This is a genomic window from Shewanella corallii (assembly GCF_023349125.1).
Classification (GTDB): domain Bacteria; phylum Pseudomonadota; class Gammaproteobacteria; order Enterobacterales; family Shewanellaceae; genus Shewanella; species Shewanella corallii.
Window position 1 is genome coordinate 346,290 of sequence record NZ_JAKIKT010000002.1, and the last position, 22,388, is coordinate 368,677.

The 22,388-nt window shown below is 50.5% G+C and carries 17 protein-coding genes; 6 read left to right on the forward strand and 11 right to left on the reverse strand.

What is annotated here, in order from left to right:
* Positions 1–3 precede the first annotated feature (3 nt).
* Positions 4–1,257 (reverse strand): sugar MFS transporter, encoded by a 1,254-nt coding sequence (locus tag L2725_RS06820; protein WP_249248249.1) that lies wholly within the window; start codon positions 1,255–1,257, stop codon positions 4–6.
* A gap of 196 nt (positions 1,258–1,453) precedes the next feature.
* On the opposite strand from L2725_RS06820, the gene L2725_RS06825 reads away from it, so the two are divergent.
* Genes L2725_RS06825 through L2725_RS06835 form a run of 3 tightly spaced genes read left to right on the forward strand, consistent with a single transcriptional unit; the run spans position 1,454 to position 5,168 of the window.
* Positions 1,454–2,815, forward strand: a complete 1,362-nt coding sequence (locus tag L2725_RS06825) for a GH1 family beta-glucosidase (protein ID WP_249248250.1) — start codon at positions 1,454–1,456, stop codon at positions 2,813–2,815.
* Between the two features lie 2 nt (positions 2,816–2,817).
* On the forward strand, positions 2,818–4,167 hold the full coding sequence (locus L2725_RS06830; RefSeq protein ID WP_249248251.1) for a glycoside-pentoside-hexuronide (GPH):cation symporter: 1,350 nt from the start codon (positions 2,818–2,820) through the stop codon (positions 4,165–4,167).
* 2 nt (positions 4,168–4,169) lie between these two features.
* A complete protein-coding gene (locus tag L2725_RS06835) occupies positions 4,170–5,168 on the forward strand; it encodes a LacI family DNA-binding transcriptional regulator (protein WP_249248252.1) in 999 nt (332 codons plus the stop codon).
* Between the two features lie 19 nt (positions 5,169–5,187).
* On the opposite strand, the gene L2725_RS06840 is transcribed toward L2725_RS06835, so the two are convergent.
* The 9 genes from L2725_RS06840 to L2725_RS06880 form a co-directional block, all read right to left on the reverse strand.
* Positions 5,188–6,507, reverse strand: coding sequence for an OmpP1/FadL family transporter (locus L2725_RS06840; protein ID WP_249248253.1), 1,320 nt, complete (start codon positions 6,505–6,507; stop codon positions 5,188–5,190).
* A 244-nt stretch (positions 6,508–6,751) separates the two neighbouring features.
* Positions 6,752–7,927, reverse strand: coding sequence for an SMP-30/gluconolactonase/LRE family protein (locus L2725_RS06845; protein WP_249248254.1), 1,176 nt, complete (start codon positions 7,925–7,927; stop codon positions 6,752–6,754).
* A gap of 363 nt (positions 7,928–8,290) precedes the next feature.
* Entirely contained in the window at positions 8,291–11,281 is a 2,991-nt protein-coding gene (locus L2725_RS06850) for a TonB-dependent receptor (protein ID WP_249248255.1), read from the reverse strand.
* Positions 11,282–11,359: 78 nt separating this feature from the next.
* Positions 11,360–14,014 carry a glycoside hydrolase family 16 protein gene (locus L2725_RS06855; RefSeq protein WP_249248256.1) on the reverse strand — a complete coding sequence of 885 codons (2,655 nt, stop codon included), beginning with the start codon at positions 14,012–14,014 and terminating at the stop codon, positions 11,360–11,362.
* A 342-nt stretch (positions 14,015–14,356) separates the two neighbouring features.
* Entirely contained in the window at positions 14,357–15,808 is a 1,452-nt protein-coding gene (gabD, locus tag L2725_RS06860; protein WP_249248257.1) for an NADP-dependent succinate-semialdehyde dehydrogenase, read from the reverse strand.
* Positions 15,809–15,910: 102 nt separating this feature from the next.
* The gene (locus tag L2725_RS06865) at positions 15,911–16,717 is read right to left on the reverse strand and encodes an ABC transporter permease subunit (RefSeq protein WP_249248258.1); all 807 of its coding nucleotides are present in this window, start codon (positions 16,715–16,717) and stop codon (positions 15,911–15,913) included.
* Positions 16,717–17,646, reverse strand: coding sequence for an ABC transporter permease subunit (locus L2725_RS06870; protein ID WP_249248259.1), 930 nt, complete (start codon positions 17,644–17,646; stop codon positions 16,717–16,719). The genes L2725_RS06865 and L2725_RS06870 overlap by 1 nt, the downstream gene beginning before the upstream one ends.
* Positions 17,643–18,770 (reverse strand): polyamine ABC transporter ATP-binding protein, encoded by a 1,128-nt coding sequence (gene potA, locus L2725_RS06875; protein ID WP_248935149.1) that lies wholly within the window; start codon positions 18,768–18,770, stop codon positions 17,643–17,645. Before potA ends, L2725_RS06870 begins: the two co-directional genes overlap by 4 nt.
* Before the next feature lie 149 nt (positions 18,771–18,919).
* The gene (locus L2725_RS06880; RefSeq protein ID WP_283164221.1) at positions 18,920–20,020 is read right to left on the reverse strand and encodes a polyamine ABC transporter substrate-binding protein; all 1,101 of its coding nucleotides are present in this window, start codon (positions 20,018–20,020) and stop codon (positions 18,920–18,922) included.
* Positions 20,021–20,629: 609 nt separating this feature from the next.
* Between L2725_RS06880 and L2725_RS06885 the strand changes: the two genes are divergently transcribed.
* The 3 genes from L2725_RS06885 (at position 20,630) to L2725_RS06895 (ending at position 21,856) form a co-directional block, all read left to right on the forward strand.
* Positions 20,630–20,974 carry a DUF3634 family protein gene (locus tag L2725_RS06885; RefSeq protein ID WP_115135874.1) on the forward strand — a complete coding sequence of 115 codons (345 nt, stop codon included), beginning with the start codon at positions 20,630–20,632 and terminating at the stop codon, positions 20,972–20,974.
* A 59-nt stretch (positions 20,975–21,033) separates the two neighbouring features.
* A complete protein-coding gene (locus tag L2725_RS06890; protein ID WP_249248260.1) occupies positions 21,034–21,459 on the forward strand; it encodes a hypothetical protein in 426 nt (141 codons plus the stop codon).
* 67 nt (positions 21,460–21,526) lie between these two features.
* Entirely contained in the window at positions 21,527–21,856 is a 330-nt protein-coding gene (locus L2725_RS06895; RefSeq protein ID WP_249248261.1) for a hypothetical protein, read from the forward strand.
* Between the two features lie 37 nt (positions 21,857–21,893).
* Here the strand turns inward: L2725_RS06895 and L2725_RS06900 are convergent, their stop codons facing one another.
* Complete coding sequence (locus tag L2725_RS06900) at positions 21,894–22,202, reverse strand: hypothetical protein (protein ID WP_249248262.1); 309 nt, start codon at positions 22,200–22,202, stop codon at positions 21,894–21,896.
* Positions 22,203–22,388: the final 186 nt, after the last annotated feature.

The window sequence follows — 22,388 nt, forward strand, 5'->3', positions numbered from 1 at the left end:
CCCCTATGGCCTGCTGTCAGGCCGTAAGTGGCAGCCTTTGATTCCGAAGTAAATAATGAAGATGTAGCAAACAATCGGCAGAATAAATCCGGCCTGAATGCCTGAAGAGTCAGCGATAAGCCCCTGCAGCAATGGCACTATCGCGCCTCCAACAATCGCCAGACACAAAATGCCGGAGCCATGACTGGTACTGGCGCCAAGATCTTTGATGCTGAGACTGAAAATGGTGGGGAACATAATGGAGTTGAAAAGACCTACAGCCACCAGACTCCACGCCGCCAGATTGCCATCTGTCATCATGGCGACTGTCACCAGAATGGCTGCCAGAATGGCATGGGTAGCGAGCACCTTACCCGCCTCAATACGGCTCATCACCCAGGCACCGATAAAGCGTCCTGTCATGGCGCCGCCAAAATACCAGGACACATACTTGGACGCTTCAGCTTCAGTCAGCCCGCCGATATGGGACTCCATCATAAAGCTCACCAAAAAGCTGCCGATGCCGACTTCAGCACCAACATAAGCGAAGATACCCACTGCGCCCAATTTCAGGTGCGGAAAACGCAGCACATCAGTAATTTTTCCGCCACTCACTTCATACTTAATTTTGGGCAGAGTCAGATTAAAAAACACCAGAGCCAATAGAATGAGCAAACCCATCAGCGCCAGATAAGGTAGTTGCACCTCTTCACCGCCGGGCAGGGGAGCCGAGGCAGAGTGCATGGCGTCGGAGAATATTAACCAGCCGCCAATCAGCGGTGCGACTGTGGTTCCCAGGGAGTTGAACGCCTGGGTTAAAGTCAGCCGCGATGACGCCGTCTCAGGCTTGCCAATCACGCTAACATAAGGGTTGGCGGCCACCTGCAATATGGTAATGCCGGAAGCCAGAATAAAAAAAGCGAGCAAAAATAACCAATAGGAAGCCAAGCTCGCTGAAGGGTAGAAAAGCCCAGACCCCAGGGCAGCTACCAAAAGTCCTGTCACGATACCTTTCTGATATCCAATTCTGGACACCAGATATCCTGCAGGGAGGGAAACAACAAAATATGCACCGAAGAAACAAAACTGCACCAGCATCGCCTGAGTAAAACTCAACTCAAACATACTCTTGAGGTACGGGATCAGAATGTCATTCATGGAGGTGATAAAACCCCACATAAAGAACAGTGATGTCAGTGCCACCAGCGCAAAACTATTACGCTCGTTCCCCTGAACAGCCTGCGGCTCCGTATGACTCATGTTTGGTGTTGCCGGCATTTAGGTCTCCCCGGTTTTCAGAACAAATATTGACCTTTGCAAAATCTCACACTAGATTGGTGTAAGCGCTTTCATTTTTAACGCGACGTTAACCAATGTCAACGAATTTAATAACAAAACTGTCCAACTTACAGGGAAGTGTTGTTGTCTTGGGCCATGAAAACAGAACCAATAGAGATTAAGCTTAGTGAAAACAATGAACGACTTGCAGATACCAGCAGACTCAGAAATTCGAAACAGGGAGTTCGTATTCGGCGTCGCAACCGCAGCTTTTCAAATCGAGGGGGATGCCGCGAGCCGATTACCCTGTATCTGGGATACCTTTTGTGCCACGCCGGGAAAGATTCGCGATCACTCCAATGGTGAGCAAGCCTGTGACCATGTTGCGCGCTGGCAGGATGATGTAGAGCTAATCGCATCGCTGGGAGTAAATGCCTACCGTTTCTCCATCTCATGGGGCCGAATTATGACCCGTGAAGGCGAAATAAATCCGGCAGGCCTGGCGTTTTACAAGAACCTGATAAATGCCCTGACGCTGCGAGGAATCAAGGTGTTCGTGACCCTTTACCACTGGGATTTGCCGCAGTATCTGGAAGATCAAGGCGGTTGGCTTAACCGGGATACCGCCTATCACTTCCGCGATTATGCCGATGCAGTCAGTAAAGCTCTAGGGGATTCGGTTTACGCCTATACCACGTTAAATGAACCTTTCTGCAGCTCGTTTCTGGGCTATGAAACCGGGGTGCATGCGCCCGGTATAACGGGACAGGCAAATGGCAGATTGGCAGCCCATCACCTGATGCTGGCTCACGGTCTGGCAATGCCGGTGCTCAGACGAAACGCGCCGCTCAGCAAGCATGGCATCGTAGTCAATATTGCGCCCTGCGACCCTTTCAGCGCCAATGAAGAGGATGTCCGTTCCGCGAGACTGGCCGATGAGTACTTTAACGCCTGGTATCTGGACCCTCTGCTTAAAGGACGCTATCCAGACTCCTTCAAACTTCTGCCAGATGATGCCAAACCTCATATTGAAGAGGGAGATTTGGAGATTATCAGCGCTGAGCTGGACTATCTGGGTATCAATTACTACACCCGTAATGTCATGCGTTGTAATGGCAATGGTTGGTTTGAAGAGGTCTTGCCCAATGCGGTTCCGGTCACAGCCATGGGCTGGGAGGTGACTCCGGCCACCATGACCAGAATGCTGATTAGTCTTGACCAAAGCTATCAACTGCCACCTGTGTATATCACGGAAAACGGTGCCGCCTTCGACGATAGAGTCGAAGGTAATCAGGTCAGAGATGAACACAGGCTGGACTACTATCGTCAACATCTGTGGGCAGTCGACAGAGCGATAAAAGCCGGCGTTAACGTTAAGGGGTATTTTGCCTGGAGCCTGATGGACAACTTTGAATGGGCCGAAGGGTACGAGAAGCGATTTGGAATTTGCTACGTGGACTATGCCACCCAGGAGCGTATCCCCAAGGCCAGTGCCTTGGCTATTAAGCACTTCCTCGCAGAGAAAGCTGAAAACATCCAACAACAAAAAAGGGGCTGAATATGGTCACAGCAGGGGAAAAGATTGCCTATGGGCTGGGAGATACTGCCAGCAATATTATTTTTCAGACGGTTATGTTGTTTCTAACCTTCTTTTATACAGATATTTTTGGGATTTCACCCGCCTATGTAGGCACCATGTTCCTTGCTGTACGCCTGATTGACGCCTTTACCGATCCCCTCATGGGGTGGCTGTCTGATCACACCCGCACCCGCTGGGGTCGGTTCCGCCCATACCTGCTTTGGTTCGCCCTGCCCTTTGGCATTATCAGTGTAATGACCTTTACCACGCCCGAACTGTCAGAAAGCGGCAAGTTGATCTATGCCTTTGTCACTTACACGGCCCTGATGATGGTCTATACCGCCATCAATATTCCCTACTGTGCCCTGGGTGGAGTACTGACCACAGACCCTGATGAGCGGGTATCAATCCAGTCCTATCGTTTCATATTTGCCATGATTGGCGGTCTGCTGGTCAGCGGCCTGACACTGCCTCTGGTTGATTATCTCGGGGAAGGTGACAAAGCCCTGGGCTATCAGCAAACCATTATGGTGATGAGTATTCTGGGTACCATACTGTTTTTAATCTGCTTTGCCGGTACCAGGGAAAGAGATAACCCTGTCACTGCGGAAAAGCTCAACTTTAAAGCCGATATAAAAGCTCTGGCTAAGAATGACCAGTGGCGCATTCTGTGTGCTGCGGCGACCTTCCTGCTTACTGGCCTGGTGCTGCGCACCACCATAGCGATTTATTATGTTAAGTATTATCTCGGGGAGCCTGACCTTACTACCTGGTTCATTACCCTGGGCATGATAGGCAACATTATTGGATGTGCCATTGCCAATCCACTGTCCAAACGCATCTGTAAAGTGAAAGCCTACATTGGCCTGCAGTGGATCAGTGCCGGGATCTGCTCACTCTCCTTCTTTATCGGTCCGGATCAGCTGACGCTGGCTTTTGCTGCCTACTTCCTGTGGAACTTCTTTACCAATATGGGTTCACCCCTGCTTTGGGCAAAAATGGCAGATACTGTCGACTATGGCGAATGGAAAACCGGTGTCCGTATTACCGGCATGCTGTACTCATCCATTATCTTTTTTATCAAGCTTGGATTGGCGCTCGGAGGTGCAATTGCAGGTTGGTTGCTGGCGGGCTATGGCTATGTTGCTGACGCAGAGCAAACTCCGATGGCACTTCAGGGGATTTTGATGTCTTTTACCGTTTACCCGGCCATAGGGGCGATAATTGTTGCCTTTGTAATGGGGAAATATACACTGAATCGCCAGAAAGTCAGTGAAGTTACTCAGGCGTTGAACACTGATACTAATCAAGAATTAAAGGGAACCTGTTAAATATGGCGACAATTTACGATGTTTCTATACTGGCCGGGGTATCGCTGGCGACCGTATCCAGGGTCGTCAACAATAATGCCAAAGTCAGCGACAAAACACGTAAAAAAGTGCACGATGCCATGGAGCAGTTGGGCTATCGTCCCAACAACATTGCTCAGTCGTTGGCATCCAATCGCTCCAACAGTATCGGCGTGCTGGTGTCTCAGTTGGATGGTCCCTATTACGGCCCTATGATGCGCCAGATTGAAGCCGTACTGCGTGGCGCCAATAAGCACGCTATTTTTGCCGCCGGACACAGTGATGCTGAACAGGAGCAGGAGGCAATGGACTTTTTGCTCAACCGGGGTTGTGATGCGCTTATTGTCGATGTGGAAGCCCTCAGTGACGAGTACCTGGTAAAACTCAGCCAGAGCAAAACACCTCTGGTACTGATAAACCGCCATATCGAAGCCCTGAGAGACAGATGTGTTCATCTGGACAATGTACAGGGAGGCTATCTGGCTACCCGCTATGTGCTTGAACAGGGGCATACCCGACTGGCATTTATCGCAGGTCCCCATGAAAAGCTGGATGCCAGAGACAGATTGACCGGATACCGTAAGGCACTGGATGAGTTTGGTATCAAGTTTGACGCCAAACTTTGCTGTGAGGGTGACTATCATGAGGAGGGAGGCTATCAGGCGATGCAACACCTGCTGGACGCCGGTCGTCCCTTCACCTGTGTGGTGTGTGCCAACGACCAGATGGCCTCAGGCGCGATAGCCGCCTGTATGGAGCGTGGCCTTAAGGTTCCCGGGGATATCTCCTTTGTGGGCTTTGATAATATCCCTTTCCCCCGTTATATCTCACCAAAGCTGACCACCATCAGTAACCCCATCGAAGCGATGGGACTGGCAGCCGCATCCTGGATACTCAGACAAACCTATGGCGAAACCCCACCATCTGCCACGCCGGTATTCCAGCCCGAATTGATAGAGCGGGAGTCAGTCAGGAAGCTCTGACTCATCTGCTGGCTATAGCCTACCAGCTGTAGCTGAACTCCAGTTCCCACTGACTCATTTGCAGCTGTATTTGCTGACTTGAACTGGCCACTGTGGGGTTTATGCCCATGACTGTACTTTCCGGAGAATACATCAGGGCAATAGTGAGCTCGCTGTCATCAAGGGATTTACTCATCCCCAGTGTGAAGTGCTGCTCCATCACTCCGGGAGCCAGAATATTAAACATCACTTCCGACTCAGGAATGGGCTGTTCGCCATAACTGTACCCCGCCCGCCACAGATATCCCGGCATTGATGACGCAGCCCACTGATAGCCAACCTTATACACAGTCATATCTTCCCAGCCAAAGCCCGGACCATTATCAGCACCAAGGCAGCGGCCGATGTCACCGGCACCGAAAGGGGGCTGCATACAAAGCCCCAGCGCAGGCATCATAGGATTAGCAACCGCCGCCACATCACCGTAGAAAATCTGTTGTACATCGAACACCAGTACATCACTGCTGCTCAGCTGATAAGCCAACCCCAGGGTCCAACTGGCCGGGATATCAAAGTCCCCGCCTTCGGCAAATAAGCCTGAATAATCTTCAAACTCAGTCATCTTCATCTCAGACTGATATGAAGCCGCCAGGGTCAGATTATCAAGCAGCTCTCCCTGCCACCCCAGTTTAAAACCAAAACCTGTGCTGGTATCGGTACCATTGTCTGAAAGCTTTGTAGCGTCCACAGACAAGCCGTTAGCGCCAAAGCTGGCCAATCCGGTAGCCTTAAACCTCTGATAAGCGAAAATGGCGCTGATACCAAAGGAGGAAGTATCAGAGATCTTTCTGGCGTAGCTGCCATTAATGAAAAGCTGCTCCAGATTGACTCCCGCGGGCCCGGCGTAAAACGTCCCCATACCTCCCGAGGCAGAGCCCGGATAGTCGGTATTCATGCCTCCATTGCCATACACTGCAATTCCCAGACTGGCGTCCTTATCCAGCATCCAGTTACCAGCAAAGTGAGGGATAACAAAGTACTCACTGTCACTGTCTACTTTGCCTTCAGCCAAGGGAAACTCAGGTGGCATCACAGGCATAGCGGTCAGCCCGCCCACCTCATAACTGCGCATCGGACTGAACGCTGCCAAACCCAGATCCAACCGCTCACCCACAAACACCAACCCCGCCGGATTAGTCGCCGCAATCATGGCATCCTGAGGCAACGCCGCTCCTGCCCCTGCCAATCCCTTGTTTTTGGTGCCATAGCCATGACCAAAGTAGCCATTGGTGGCTAAAGCAGGAGTTACCATGACCATACCGGCCAGCAGCATAGGTGCGCGGATAGTTTTGATGTTCATCAATCAACTCATAGGGTTATTTGTATGGATATACAAATAGTGTAGACGGTGTTTGATGCCTCGGATGGCACGAGGGACCTGCAAGTGTCTCTGACGCGACTGAAGAGTTGGATTTTCAGCTTGTGGCACTGATGTTATATATGCTGAAACACCTCAGGACGAAACCAGTAACCGTTAATTGTGATGGCGGCCAATGGCGTTTTTGTCTGCGAAAATAACGCCATAGGTTTTGTCGGCTTGCTATTTAATAAGGGAAGCCTGGCACATTTAATGTTGTCGTATAAATTCCAGCTTCTAAACATGGCTTATCACCGCACAGGCGAAGATTGTCACCGTCCATAAGTGCGGTTAACCCTGTAACAAATAATGTTTTTCCATCATCACCACCAAAAGCGACGTTCGTTACAATTTGAACCCCGGGTACATTTAATGTCCCCACTTCTTTATAATTTCTGTCTAAGACAACAACCACCTGACCGTCGTTTCTAGCGGGTAACTCACGGGTTGTGGTGACATAAATATTACCACTGCAGTCTTTGCCTAAGCCGTCTATTGGTGTATCAAATAATTGTTGAGGATTTACTACTTCACCCGAGTTCAAATCAAACACCCACAATCCTTGTAACCCGCCAACAAGTATCTGTTGTTGATCAAGTGACAACATAATGCCATTTGGCTTGTCTCGAAGTGCTGGCACGAGCTCGGTAACGGCAGTGGCGTAAACCTTACCATCGGCAGTAACACGGTAAATACGTTCGCCCTCTTCAGCAGAACCCGGGGCACCACCACCCTGAACATCAACAGGCCTAATATTTGACGGGACATTCCAATTTGGGTCAGTAAAATAAATGGTATTGTCATGACTAATTGCCAGATCATTAGGTGAGTTAAACCGCTTTTTTTGGTAAGTAGTGACTATTGGTGTAACTTGTTTAGTTTGCCAATCAATGTATGAAATCGAACCATCCAGCTGACGCGCTGCCACCAAGTTGCCTTTACTGTCTAACGCTAACCCATTGGTACCCGCCACAGTGTCCGGCATCCAAATTTGAGGTTTTTCCCCCATAACCCAACGCCATATTGTGGCCTGGTTACTTAACTCAAAACCATTTTCATCTGGATGATGCGAACCCAGATTGGAGTAATACAAAGCTCCATCATGCCAAACTGGTCCTTCAATGTTGTTATAGCCCTGATACATCAACGGAATGTGTTGCTCGCGTTTAAGCGAAACATTGGTTAAGTCCAGTTGTAAATTCTCTGCCCCTGCCGGACAATAATCCGCATTGATATAAGAGGACGGTGTCACAATATTTGTGACCTTAGTCGTTATAACATTTGCGCATGACGAGACCGAGAAAACAGTGCCTATAGCAACAATGAGCGTGAGTTTGTTAGACATACAGGGAGAAAAAAACATAGCGACACCTTAGCATTAATGTTTGACGAGTTTATTTTCAGAGAGAAGAATGGCACCGGTTGTTTGGGGGCATTTGACGTTAAGACCCACAAGTAAACTAAAAAAACTGCTGCTTGAGTCGATACAACGCCTTTATAAAGGACGATGCAGATGTGATGACATTGAGCTCAGTTATACGCTCCTTTTCATGGAGCACATCTTCAACTGCTTTTATCATTGCTGCCCGAGTGAGTGGCAGGTGAACACGAATCACCCCAGCCTGATAGGAACAAAAAAGCTCAGACCTCGATGGTCTGAGCGATTTTACTCAAGCGTCGATATAGATCGACAGGGCTTATACCCAAGGCGGCATAAGCCGACCAATCAGAACCTCAAACGGCCACCAAACATATAACGTGAGCCATACTGACGGGCAAACAGGAACTGCTCTTCAAAGCGTCCATAACCCTGCTCTGTTTCGTTGGTAATGTTGATACCTTCAAGGAACAGAGTCACATGTTCGTTCACATCATAGTTGATACTGGCATCCAGCTGACCAAAGTCCTTGGCGAACTGTGGAGGTGCATCTGCCGAGCCCTGAGACTGACCTACCCCAATCAGGTAATCATCACGCCATGCATAGGTTGCCTTAACTGACAGCCCATCCATCTCATAGAATACCTGGAAGTTGGCTGAGTCACCCAAACCCGCCAGCGGTGCCTGTTGAGCCAGACTGTATGGGTCAAACTCAACGTCGCCACTCACAAAGGTGCCGTTGACGCCAACACCAAAGCCGGTCTCACCGAATACGTGCTGAACCGCAACCTCAATACCATGCACGGACTTCTTATCGCTGTTAACCGGAGAGGTAACATCCCACACAATCAGAGGATCTGTGCTCAGAGGTGCGATCTGGCCATCGGCATTGCCATAACCATTGGCTATCATCTGATCGAAGATGGTGTTTTCAGTCACTTCAGTGCCTGCCGCTTCCAATTGGCTGATAGCCTCAAGGTAACGTGGGCTGTTGTACACATCGTGCAAGCCATCAATGGTGACCTGATTAATGCTGTTGGACACGAAGTTATCTACGTCTTTGTTGAAGAAACCAATAGAGGCGTAGCTGGCTTCGTCATAGTAGTACTCAAGTGACACATCCAGGTTGATGGACTCCAGTGGCAGCAGGCCTGGGTTACCCAGGAAACCGGTACGGGAACCGATCTTCGGGCTGCCACTCAGGCTTCGGCCGGCAACCATATCGCCAAGCAATGGACGGGCAATGGTCTTACTGGCAGAGAAACGAACAACCACGTCCTCATACACTTCAGCATTGATATCCAGCATTGGCAGCCAAACATCATACTCACCGGTTTGAGTCAGGAAAGAATCACCATCAGAGTATTGGGTAATCCATTCAGTCGGACTTGCCCAAACCACCTGACGTTCAACACGCTGCTTTACAGTACTGGTCACGTCAGTGCTTTCATATCTCAGTCCCAGGTTTACGTTGACCGGGATATCGCCGATATCGAAAGCCCATTGGCTGGTCAGGAACAGCGCGTAGGTTTCTTCTTCAATGAAGTTGGAACTGTCTATGCCATCAAAATACGGGTTGATGGAGTAGTAGTTTTCACCGGCAACCTCGGGCGTGATAAAGGCCAATTGACGGGCAATAGCTTCATCAAAATCGAAGGTGTAGTAGTAAGGAGGCAACAGATCCGCGCCGCCACCAGCCAGTTCATCCAACAAGCCTGATGTGCTTTGCAGATGGAACATAGAGTCAGGGAAGATCTCTGTATAAGACGGGTTGAAGCCCGGGCCCCCTCGCAGTCCACTCCAGGCCGTTGTGCCTGTCATGGTTTGCTTGGTATAAGCCGCACCAAATTCCACCTTGGCCAGACTGTCCAGTGAATTAAAGCTTGGGTACCACTGGGCGTCCAACTGACCCTGCTGAATTTCTGTTTTACCTGGCGAGTGAATAAACTGGCTAAAGTTGGAGTCAATTTCACCCGGGTTCAGCTGAGTTGTGCCATTGTTCCAGTTGATAGTGGTGTGAGGCACTTCCCCACTGCGATAGTCATAGACCTTAGACTGCAGCTGATCTGAACCCAGAATCACCTGTGCAGCACTGCCGAGACCTTTGTCGGCTCCATTATCAATCTCATTGGAAGAGTCATGGTAATCCAGAGTAAATACCCAGTCTTCACTGGCATCCCACTCAACATTGAAGCCAATAGACTCGGCATTCACTTCAGTGGTACTGCGGTTAGCTGTGAATGAGCCGTCACCACCGCGGATATCTGTATATACAGCGGTACCATTCTCATCAAACTCATAACCAACCATGGGTGAGCCTTCAGTGGATGAGTTCCAGATACCCCAGCCAAAGCCGTTTATACCCGTCAGCGCCCTTGTATACACATAATCAGCGGTGAAGGTCAGACCATCAATGGGTTCATACTGCAAGGTTGCCATGGCGTTGGTACGCTCACGCTGAACATCATTAATGCTGTAGTTCATATCCCGAGGCACAAAGAACGGCGATACCATATTACCTTCCGCATCCCGGAAAAGAGGGATTAAGTTGCCATCGGCATCTCTGGCCCGGCCATCCACCCCTTTGTCGCCAATATCCGGCAGACGGCTGTTATCCGTCTGGGCAATCCAGCCCTGGGAGTTGGCCGTTTGCTGCTGGAAATCACGCTCCTGATGAGAGGCCGTGACCAAAAAACCAAACCTATCGTCCAGGAATGTATTGCCGTAAATCGCAGACACTTCCGGTGTGACATCATCCCCTTCCACATTGGATTCATCATAAATCCCCTTGGCAGAGAGGGTGAAAGACTGACCGGGGGAGTCGAGCGGCTGACGGGTAATGATATTAATGGTCGCGCCCAAACCGCCGGTAGGTAGATCGGCACGGCCCGTCTTAATCACTTCCAACGTCTTTACGGATTCAGACGACAGGTTTTCCAATGCATAAGAACGGGTGTAACCCGTTCCCGGCATCGAACGACCATTCAGAGTGATCAGGTTAAACTGTGGACCAAAGCCCCGTACGGTGATCTCGCTACCTTCACCATTGGAGCGGCTCACGGTCACACCGGTAATACGCTGCAGAGATTCAGCCAGGTTGGTGTCCGGGAATTTACCCAGTTCTTCAGCGGAGATAGCATCTACTACACCGGCAGAGCCACGTTTGAGATCCATAGAACGGAACAAACTGCCCTTAATACCACGAACCTCAATCACTTCAACATTCTGCTCATCAGCGCTTTGTTCCTCTTCAGCTATCGCCAGAGGAAGGGTACCGACTCCCATCAGCAGTGCCAGGGAGGCTGACAAACGATTCATCTTAAACTGTTGCTTTAACATATCTGCCTCTTGTTATTCGGTTTGCAGAAAGTGTGCTCCGGAAGGGGGGAGGACCCCGCTTCCGGCCCGGATTGCCTTCTAAGGCGTTCCGATAATCGCGTTGTCAATTCGGTACACAGCGCCGTCGCCAGTACCCCAGGCAGGGAATACCATCACCACATCAATAGCACTGGTATCTAACCCGGCATCTGCAAGTGTTTGCAGTGGGAAGGTGAATGTTTGCCACTGTCCAGTGACAGGAGCAACGCCCTCCGTGCTGTCAGTTAATGGCAACTCCACCGCAGTGTCTGCATCACCCGATTCAATTTTAAACAGCCAGGTTGAGGTAGAGTCCGTAGGAGGGGTAACCACCTTAAGCTCAAACCGAACCATCCCGTTGGCAACCTCAGAGCTGGCATCATGATAAACACCATCATCCGCGAAGAAGCCCATTACCGTTGGTTGACTGCCGATGATGTACTGCGCCACTGTGCCATGCGCGTCGTCATCCGCTTCTTCGGTTGGTGTGCTGCCGCCACAGCAATCCCAGATGCTCCACTGGCTAGCCACAGTATCTGCGAACAAGGTCATTACATTGCCACCAGGCGTGGAATCTGAGCCAGGCTTATAAATCTTGACGTTATCAACACGATAAACTGCACCCTCACCCTGGCCCCAAGCCGGGAACATCATCAGCACATCTATCGCCGAAACATCCAAACCAGCATCAGCAAGCGTTTGCAGTGGGAAGGTAAAGGTCTGCCACTCGCCATTAGGCGTTGAACCTTCGGTGGAGGTATTCATATTGACCTCTACCGCAGTCGCAGCATTGTCTGACTCGATTTTAAAGAACCACGGAGTCGCCGGATCACTGGTCCCGTTAACGACCTTAAGGTCATACTGGACAACACCACCATCTAACAAAGCACTGGCGTCGAATGGCTGTCCACTGCCACCACTGTCAGTGCGGTTGATATAACCCATTACCGTTGGTTGTGCACCAATGGTGAACTGGGACACAATGCCGTGGTCTGCGTCATCAGAGACGGTTTCAGGTGTTGAGCCACCACAGCAATCCCACATTGGCCAATTTGGGTTCTCATCATTTTCAAATACCGTCAGTGACGGCAAGGCCCCATCAGGCTGAGCAATAGTCACTTCATCCATCAGGTATTCAGCGCCATTACCTGTACCCCAGGCTGGGAACACCATAACAACATCAATTGCGGACAGGTCTAACCCGCCATCGGCCAGAGCATTGAGTGGGAAGGTATAGGTCTGCCATTGCCCTACAGTAGGTGCCACGCCCTCACTGCTGTTGGTGATTGGGATTTCTACCGCAGTTGCACCTTCATTACTTTCCAGTTTAACCATCCAGGTTGAACTGGCATCACTCGGAGCAGTCACTACCTTCATCGCAAAACTGAAGCTGCCGGTTTCAAGCAGAGGTGACGCATCAAATGGTGACACAGAGCCATCAGGGTCGGTGATAAAGGCTGAACGGGTGATAAAGCCGTTTACGGTAGGCTGCTCACCAACAACGAACTTATAAACCTGGCCTTTGTCTGCGTCATCGATAATCTCGGGAGTCGAGCCACCACAGCAGTCCCATGCAGGCCAATTTGGATTGGCAGTACCATTAAAGATAGTGAGGTTACGGGCAACGCCATCGGATGGTGGAACCGGTGCGGGCGCTTTACCTTCAACCAGTGCGTCATCCGGGCTGTCATAGCCGGGACGTACAGTTTCACAGCCAGCGCCTGTGTCAGGGTCTGCATCACACTGATAAACACGAACATAGTCAATCTGATATGGGTTGCTCTCATTGAATGCAGAAGCGTCAATACCCGTCTCATTAACAGCCTCAGGCCAGGAGCCTCCCACTGCAAAGTTCAGAATAATGTGGAAATCCTGATCATAAGGTTCAGTTCCCCAAACGATCTGCTTTTCGCCTGTAGACTGGTCGAAGAACTCGGTAAACCAGCCTTTGTGAGCCAGTCCAACCGCTTCATCTTTGGAGTTATATCTAACCTCAGACTTACGCTGGGTCGCATACAGATAACCATCTACATACCAGCGAATCTCCCCTTCCTGCCACTCAATGGCGTAGGTGTGGAAGTCGTCGGCAGGATTCATACCATCAGGCAGCAAATAGGCTTTACCTGACTGCTCATTGTCCGGCCACTCACGACCATAGTGAAGTGTGCCGTAAACATGCGCTTCAGGATTACCTTCAGCATTTGCTGCTTTCAGGTTAACTGACTCAATAATGTCTATCTCCCCTGAACGGGGCCAGATTCCGTAGACATTGTCAGTAGGCAACAACCAGAATGCCGGCCAACTGCCCTGTCCACTGGGTAACTTGGCGCGCATTTCAAAGCGGCCATATTTGAAATCACCTTTGTCTTTGGTGACCATACGCGCCGAGGTGTATGGCTTTTCTGAGCCATCAGGCGCCTGAAGTGCCACGATATTCAACATACCGTCAGCAACGAAAGAATTCTCAGGGTCCGCGGTGTAGCATTGTTGCTCCTGATTGCCACCACCTGCGCAATTTACCTCATGAGTCCATTTAGTCTCGTCAATACTGCTTCCATCAAACTCATCATTCCAGACCATAGTCCAGCCATCGGAGGGACCCTCCAATTGCACGCTGTCAATGTCTGTAGAAGTATTGGTATCACCACACCCCCACAACGCAGACACCATGAGCCCGGTTGATAAATATTTGAGTCTACTCGCACTTATTTTCATTGTCAGAGCCTCAACTTTTCACCTTATTATCACGAAGCAGTAGATCACTCAGCCTTTTTGTAAGCGCTTTCATTCTCCGCTCCATAAAAAGCGCTGACAAAATGAAAGCGCTTACTTATTTCGTAACCTAAGTGACACAAGTTTAAAAATCAACCTAAATATCAACATTTCCATTAACAAAGCGTAGCAGGCCAGCATCAGTTCACAACTCCTTGTTGTGTATACAACTAATTCTCAAATCGGCAGAGATTGCACCAGAGTGGAAGACCAACCTCCTGACTTAGCCAAGAGATTGATCTATATAATTTTAATGAAAATAAATGAGGAGTGAGGAGAGAGAAATCAGGAGATATCAACACAAAGATATTTCAACTCCATGTACTCATCCAGACCGTGTCTTGAGCCTTCACGGCCCAATCCGGATGATTTGATACCGCCAAACGGTGCCACCTCAGTGGAAATAAGTCCGGTGTTGATGCCCACCATGCCGTACTCCAGCGCTTCTGACACCTGCCATACCCGACTCAGATTCTGACTATAAAAGTAAGCCGCCAGACCAAACTCAGTATCATTGGCAGCCGCGATCACCTCGTCGGTATCGGTAAAACGGATAAGCCCAGCAACCGGACCGAAAGTCTCTTCCCGGGTCAGCTTCATCCCAGGTTTCACGTCTGTAATCACCGTCGGCTCAAAGAAGAGTCCGCCCAGCGCGTGGGGCTGACCACCACAGGCCAGAGTCGCCCCCTGACTCAGAGCATCCTGAATATGGTCCTGCACCTTGTCCAGCGCCTGCTGATTAATAAGCGGCCCTGTGGTGACATCTGTATCTGTGCCCCGCCCCACTGTCAGGGCAGACACAGCCGCTGTCAGTTTGGCAGCAAACTCGTCATATACCCCATGCTGCACATAGATGCGGTTGGCACAGACACAGGTCTGGCCGTTATTACGGAATTTGGCAATCATGGCGCCAGCTACTGCCGCATCAATATCGGCATCATCAAACACGATAAAAGGCGCATTGCCCCCCAGCTCCAACGACAGCTTTTTGATATGAGGCGCACAGTTGGCCATCAGGTGGGCCCCTACACCGGTTGAGCCTGTAAAGGAGAGCTTACGCACAACCGGGTTGGCACACAGCTCATCGCCGATTTGTACCGCGTCCCCTGTGACCACATTAAATACACCTTCAGGAATGCCCGCCATCACGCCCAACTGCGCCAATGCCAGCGCAGTATAAGGGGTCTGCGGCGCGGGTTTTAATACCATGGTGCAGCCCGCCGCCAAAGCGGGTGCAAGCTTACGGGTGATCATGGCCGCCGGGAAATTCCAGGGAGTAATTGCGGCGCACACACCTATGGGCTGCTTAAGCACCATAATGCGCTTGTCCGCCTGGTGTCCGGGAATGGTCTCGCCATAGGCGCGCTTGCCCTCTTCGGCAAACCACTCCATAAAACTGGCGGCATACTTCACTTCTCCCTGAGCTTCGCTTAAAGGCTTGCCCTGCTCGGCGGTAATTAACTGCGCCAGATCATCCTGATGCTCAAGCATCAGATTAAACCAGCGTCGTAAAATGGCAGCTCGCTCTGCAGCCGTTCTGGCCCGCCAGGCTGGTAGCGCACAATTGGCGGCATCGATGGCTCGGCGGGTTTCCTCTTTACCCATTACAGGCACAAAGCCAATTAAGCTGTTGTCGGCCGGATTATGAATTTGTGTGGATTGGCCTCCCAGGGCGTCGCACCAGTGACCATTGATAAACGCCTGTTGGCGAAAGAGTTCTGAGCAGTTGAGTTGCATGGCGGTTACTCTTGATTCAGTTTCACCACACCATATCACAGAGTAAAAAGGCCACCCATGAGGGTGGCCTTAACACTTGTTCATTTAGACTTGCAGATATACTTATCCGCGACTTCTGACCTCAGAGCGACGGGCAATATACCAGGCGATAAAGGCCAGCAGAGATACCGTCAGGATAATCAGAGTCGCCAGCGCGTTAATCTTGGGTGAGACTCCCATACGCACTGAGCTGAACACCACCATAGGTAAAGTGGTTGCCCCCGGGCCCGAGGTAAAGCTGGCGATCACCAGATCATCCAGCGACAGGCTGAAAGATAAGAGCCATCCTGCCATCAGTGCCGGCGCTATCATGGGCACAGTGATCAGAAAAAAGGTCTTCAGCGGTGTCGCCCCCAGATCCATCGCCGCCTCTTCAATGGAGCGGTCAAGCTCCCGCAGGCGCGCAGACACCACCACAGCCACATAGGCGGCGCAGAAGGTTGAGTGCGCAATCCAGATGGTCAACCTACCCCGCTCTGCCGGCCAGCCAAGGGTATCGGCCATATGCACAAACAGCAGCAGCAAAGACAAACCTGTGATCACCTCAGGCATGACCAAAGGCGCTGTCACCATGCTCGACAGTGAGGTCTTTAGCCATGAACGCTTGAAGCGAGTCATTACAAACGCCGCCATAGTGCCCAGCACAACTGCCATGGAAGCTGAGTAGAAGGCGATAGTTAAACTGGTCCAAACCGCATCCAGAATCTGTTCATCTTTGAGCAACTCGGCGTACCACTTGGCGGAGAAACCGCCCCACACAGTCACCAACTTGGAGGCATTGAAGGAGTAAAACACCAGAATAAACAAAGGTGCATACAAAAATGCCAATCCCAGCCAAAGGGCGATGGAAGAAAAACCCGGCTTTCTCATCAGTTCTTCTCCAGGGCGCGGCTCTGAGAGCGGTTAAACAACATGATCGGGATAAACAGCAGTACCAACATGACGATTGCCAATGCTGAAGCCACAGGCCAGTCGCGGTTATTAAAGAACTCCTGCCACAGCACCTTACCTATCATCAAAGAATCAGGGCCGCCCAGCAGCTCAGGGATCACAAACTCCCCCACAGCCGGAATAAACACCAGCATACAACCGGCAATCACCCCGCCTTTGGACAGAGGCAAAGTCACCTGCCAGAACGCCTGCCACTTACGCGCGCCAAGATCCGCAGCGGCTTCCAGCAACGAACCGTCCAGCTTGGACAGGGTCGAGTACAGGGGCAAAATCATAAATGGCAGATAGGCGTACACAATACCTATGTACACAGCCAGATTAGTGTTGAGTATATGCAAGGGCTCGTTAATTACTCCTGCCCAGAGCAGCACACTGTTAATGACCCCGTTGTTGGACAAGAGCCCCATCCAGGCATAGATGCGGATGAGGAAAGAGGTCCAACTTGGCAACATCACCAGCATCAGCAGCAATGGCTGATGGCGTTTGGGCGCCTTGGCAATGGCGTAGGCCATAGGGTAGCCAATCAGCAAACAACCTGCAGTGGCGATGGCCGCCGTCTTCAGCGAGCTTAAATAAGCGCTGTAGTACAGTGGGTCATCGGCCAGCAGAATATAGTTACCCAGGTTGATAAACACTTGCAGCAACTCATCGCCATAGCTGAATGTCGGCTCATAAGGCGGAATAGCCATGGCCGCCGTGGAGAAGCTGATCTTCAACACAATGGCAAAAGGCAGACTGAAAAACAGCAGCAACCACAGGAACGGGAAACCGATAATCAGGGTCCGGCCATTGAACCAGGCCAGCGAAATGCCGCCCTTACGGGAGAACCAGCGCTTCAGGGCCGTCATGTTCTCAGAACCACGCCACTGGTGGCCTCCCAGCTGATGTAGACACTGTCATCCCAGGTAGGATGATCGGCTCCGCGCTCACGGTTGGTCATGGAGCACTGCACTATCTGGCCGTTTTCCAGCTTGATGTAGTACACAGAGATGCCGCCCAGATACGCGATATCGTGCACTGTACCGGCCGCCCAGTTGTATTCCTGCTCAGGCTTGTTGCGGCTGATAATGGTCTTTTCAGGTCGAACCGCCAGCCAGCAGTGTTTGTCTTCAATATTGGTGGCAATGCCATGACCAATACAAAACTGCTGCGACAAAGTAGCCGACTGGATAATGGCGTGGTCCGCCTTATCTTCCACAATCTCACCTTCAAACAGGTTCACTGAGCCGATAAATTCAGCCACCATGCGGCTGTTTGGCGCTTCATAGATATCCATTGGCGTGCCGGTCTGGATAACCCAGCCCTCGCTCATAATGGACATGCGACCAGCCATGGTCATGGCTTCTTCCTGATCATGGGTCACCATGACACAGGTCACGCCCACGCGCTCAAGAATCTCCACCACTTCCAGTTGCATCTGGGTACGCAGCTTTTTATCCAGCGCGCCCATAGGCTCATCCAGCAGCAACAGCTTGGGACGCTTGGCCAGCGAGCGGGCCAGAGCCACACGCTGACGCTGACCACCTGAGAGTTGATGGGGCTTGCGCTTGGCGTATTTCTCCATACGCACCAGCTTCAGCATCTCGGCCACACGCTCAGCAATTTCAGCCTTGGGCAGTTTGTCCTGTTTCAGGCCAAAGGCGATATTCTGCTCCACCGTCATATGGGGGAACAACGCATAGGACTGGAACATCATATTGATGGGACGCTCGTATGGCGGCAGATCGGTAATGTCCTGGCCATCGAGGAAGATGCGACCTTCACTGGGGATCTCAAAGCCCGCCAGCATACGCAGCAATGTGGTTTTGCCCGAACCTGAGCCTCCCAGCAGGGCAAAAATCTCGCCGCGCTCAATGGTCAATGACACTTCATCAACGGCACGAACATCATCAAAAATCTTACTGACACGCTCAATCCTGAGCAGCACATCACGGGTGTTAGAGTGGTTGCCGTTTGCAACAGTTGAACTCATAGAAATCTCCAACCCAATAAAAGCCAACGCCAGAGGCACTACTGAGGAGTGCTCCGGCGCTTATCAGAAGCCTTCAACAAAGGTATCAGTGAAGGCTTCCCGAGTGTGTTACCCGCGCAGGCTGAGCTGCGCGGATATGACAGTGGTGATTAACGACCTGAAATCACCTTGGTCCAGACGCGGGTCATATCCCGTTGCGCCTTCAGCGGACGAACATCGTTGAGGAACAGCTTGTCCATCACCTCTTGTGGAGGGTAGATGCCCGGGTTGTTGCGAATAGCAGGGTCAACCAGCTCCTGAGATGGCAGGTTGGGGTTGGCGTAAGCAACATAATCGGAGATCTTGGCAATCACATCAGGACGCAGCAGGTAGTTAATAAACTTGTAGGCATTGTCCGTGTTGGTTGAATCCGCTGGAATGGCAATCATATCAAACCAGAGGTTAGCGCCCTCTTTTGGAATTGCGTACTCCACATGTTGACCATTACCTGCTTCTTCTGCACGGGCTTTGGCCTGCAGAATATCGCCGGAGAAACCAAAGGCTACGCACAGGTCGCCGTTGGCCAGATCGGAAATGAATCGGGAAGAGTGGAAATAGCGCACATAAGGACGCACAGAGGACAGCAACTCACCGGCCTTTTTATAGTCGGCACGTTTGGTTGAGTTAGGGTCCATACCCATATATTGCAGTGCGTGTGGGATCATCTCATCAGGAGAGTCCAGGAAAGAAATACCGCACTGAGCCAGCTGAGAGGCATATTTAGGGTCAAAAATCAGCGCCATGGAATCTACAGGTGCATCGTCGCCCAGAATGGCTTTCACCTTGTCCACGTTGTAACCGATACCCGTAGTTCCCCACAGATATGGCAGGCTGTATTGATTACCCGGATCCACTTTATCCAGCTGCTTCATCAGCTTGGGGTCCAGGTTTTTGAAATTCGGTAACTTGCTCTTATCCAGCTTCTGGAACGCACCAGCCTGGATCTGCTTGGCCATAAAGTGGTTGGTAGGCACCACAATGTCATAGCCACTGCGACCGGAAAGCAGCTTGGCTTCCAGTACTTCGTTGCTGTCGAATACATCGTAAACGACCCGGATACCTGTTTCTTTTTCGAAATCTTCCAGTACCTTAGGTTCGATATAATCAGACCAGTTATAAACCCTGACCACCTCTTCTGCCCGAGCCAGAGTACTGGTGAGCAAACCCGCGGTAACCAGGGTCAGCAGGACAAACTTGTTAATCAGCTTCAAGGCTATCTCCTCACAATGAAGCAACCGAACAACCCATCATTTGGGACGGTAAATAAATTGGCGGCGTAATGTATCATGCCTCGGGAAAAAGTCAGCCGCAACGAACCAAAAAAACCGTAAAAATACGGGACTTTTTTCTCAATCCGCTGACCAGTCGAAAATTTTATATTAGCTGAAGGAGTTAAACCCTTTTGCGGGCCGCACAAACACAAAAAAAACAGGCACCGGGTGGTGCCTGTTTGTGCGTATATGAAGGGGATATTGAGCAGTTATGTTCGCCCGGACTTGCGTCTGTCTATAGCCGGCGCCTTACCGGTTTGCTTTAAGCTTTGGCGTATCTCCTGCCAATGGTCGCAGATATTTGTCATTTGCTCTGCCCTTTCGGGAAAGCGCTGTTTCAGGCTTTGGAGTATCTCTATCTGGCGCTCACATAACTCGCCCCAGCGGTCGGCGTTAGCAACTCCAGCCTCAGATATAAGCGTCGCATTCATGTCCTAACATCCTGTTAAGTTGATCATCCTTGTACTTAAAAGTTTATGTTAGAGTCGAAGCATTGCAATTTTTGTGTGTTGCAAAATACTTCAGTCAGACTGTTCAAGGAGGCTATACATGACTGATACCTTGCTGAAAGTGTTATTTTTAGCGGTTGCTGTATTCCTGATTTATAAGCTGATTTTCGCCCGCAAGTCAGGCCTGACCTTGATGGAAATGCACTTTAAAGATGGTCGCATGATCAAGCACAAAGGTAAGATCCAGGATAAGTTTGAACGCGAAATGCGTGCCCTCGCGAAGAAGGAAAAACTAACCTGTGTGGTTCGCGCCGAACGCAGCGGCAATGTTCGCCTGCATGTATCAGCAAATGTGGGCGACAACCTGACCCAGCAGATCCGCAATCTGTTCCCTTTCGAGTACTACGAAAAAGTCACTGTCGATAACAGTAAGAAAGTCGGCTGAGGCTCATCTGCCGCCCGTCACGCCTTCATTAAAGTGACGGGTTCACAGGAGCTTAATCCATGGAAACATTGACCATTACCGAAATATTTAACATGTTTCAAAGCCAGTACAGTCAAGTCGACAAGCTCTGGAACTATTTCGGTGTCGTCAGTCTGGCGGTAGCTGGCTTTACCATAGGCAACGATAAAGCCAGCAGCAGTCTGAAAGAGCCCTTCTTTATCATTGTCGGTTACCTGGCGTTCTGCCTCGGTAACTATCATGCCTTACTGGAAGGTCATACCTTTTTGTATGCGCTGGCCGAAAAATACAATTCCATGACTGTCAATGGAGAACTGCCACATTTGCAACTCTCTACACCGGCAGAAATCTCTCGATTCTATTGTATAGTGGTCGCCACTTTTTCAACTGCGGTTGCAGTAGTCTCCTTTTCAAGGCTGAAGCAAGCCAGAGCACAAACAAGCCAAGAGCAAACGCCATCAGAGTAATTGACCTGTTACATCATTACGTTGTTCAATCACTCATATTTTAAAGCCGGAATAAGTGCCTTACCCCATGACCAAAGAGATGAAAGCCTTGCTGTTAAATACCTTTGTTTGCCCAGGAGGGGGACATCTGGCTCTCAACAGAAAAATCATGGGCTGGGCGATACTGGCAATCACAGCAGTGAGCCTGGCGCTGTTAATGACAGATATCATGGCAGTATCGCAGCAAGTTGCAGACGATATATTGGCAGGTAAAGTGCCGCTGGATCTCACAGCTCTGGCGACAGAGGTTCACCAAAGAACAATGGCAATGGATCTGGGATATGCTTTCTGGCTGCTGGTCGCGGCCTGGGCCGTGGGGGTGTTGGACAGTATTCGACTAATTGTCAGCGCCAAATGAACTTGCTTCGTCCGCCTGAAAAAGGCGCTTAAGCGTATCAAAGCGCCAGTTTAAAGTAGCTAATACTGCACACCAGCATAAGGACCACATAGCTGAGGAATTGAATGCCGGTTAGCCTGTGTCTGGCCGACATACGCTGAACCTGCTCGTGGCGACTGGACTGCAGCAGTTTGGCGTTTTTACTGGACAGAAACACCAATGGCATTTGGTACATCCGAGGGCGCCCCAACTTCTCCCATATCTCAGGTTCATAGTGCCTGACCACCTGCCAATAACGGTATTCAGTTAAGCTGGCCCGCACCATCAATACCAGCCAAATCAAACCAAAAATCGCCGCCAATATCATCCCTGTGTGTCCTCAATATCCGTTGTTTAGCTATTGAGTATAGGGCAGACATTCTAGATCTGAGAAATTGGCAAGATGGGAAAACAGCAGAAAATCGGCGACCGCAGTCTTGTCCTCTGAGGTAAAAAATGTCAAGCCAAGCTGGCGCAAAGCTGCAGTCATGCATAGACAACCCAAATAGGTAGA

Bases quoted from the DNA above. Each gene is read 5' to 3' on its own strand.
- L2725_RS06835 (WP_249248252.1), top strand. From the start codon at position 4,170: ATGGCGACAATTTACGATGTTTCTATACTGGCCGGGGTATCGCTGGCG.
- L2725_RS06885 (WP_115135874.1), top strand. From the start codon at position 20,630: ATGACTGATACCTTGCTGAAAGTGTTATTTTTAGCGGTTGCTGTATTC.
- L2725_RS06865 (WP_249248258.1), bottom strand. From the start codon at position 16,717: ATGAGAAAGCCGGGTTTTTCTTCCATCGCCCTTTGGCTGGGATTGGCA.
- gabD (WP_249248257.1), bottom strand. From the start codon at position 15,808: ATGCAACTCAACTGCTCAGAACTCTTTCGCCAACAGGCGTTTATCAAT.
- L2725_RS06900 (WP_249248262.1), bottom strand. From the start codon at position 22,202: ATGATATTGGCGGCGATTTTTGGTTTGATTTGGCTGGTATTGATGGTG.
- L2725_RS06895 (WP_249248261.1), top strand. From the start codon at position 21,527: ATGACCAAAGAGATGAAAGCCTTGCTGTTAAATACCTTTGTTTGCCCA.
- potA (WP_248935149.1), bottom strand. From the start codon at position 18,770: ATGAGTTCAACTGTTGCAAACGGCAACCACTCTAACACCCGTGATGTG.
- L2725_RS06825 (WP_249248250.1), top strand. From the start codon at position 1,454: ATGAACGACTTGCAGATACCAGCAGACTCAGAAATTCGAAACAGGGAG.
- L2725_RS06840 (WP_249248253.1), bottom strand. From the start codon at position 6,507: ATGAACATCAAAACTATCCGCGCACCTATGCTGCTGGCCGGTATGGTC.
- L2725_RS06870 (WP_249248259.1), bottom strand. From the start codon at position 17,646: ATGACGGCCCTGAAGCGCTGGTTCTCCCGTAAGGGCGGCATTTCGCTG.
- L2725_RS06850 (WP_249248255.1), bottom strand. From the start codon at position 11,281: ATGTTAAAGCAACAGTTTAAGATGAATCGTTTGTCAGCCTCCCTGGCA.
- L2725_RS06890 (WP_249248260.1), top strand. From the start codon at position 21,034: ATGGAAACATTGACCATTACCGAAATATTTAACATGTTTCAAAGCCAG.
- L2725_RS06855 (WP_249248256.1), bottom strand. From the start codon at position 14,014: ATGAAAATAAGTGCGAGTAGACTCAAATATTTATCAACCGGGCTCATG.
- L2725_RS06820 (WP_249248249.1), bottom strand. From the start codon at position 1,257: ATGCCGGCAACACCAAACATGAGTCATACGGAGCCGCAGGCTGTTCAG.
- L2725_RS06830 (WP_249248251.1), top strand. From the start codon at position 2,818: ATGGTCACAGCAGGGGAAAAGATTGCCTATGGGCTGGGAGATACTGCC.
- L2725_RS06845 (WP_249248254.1), bottom strand. From the start codon at position 7,927: ATGTTTTTTTCTCCCTGTATGTCTAACAAACTCACGCTCATTGTTGCT.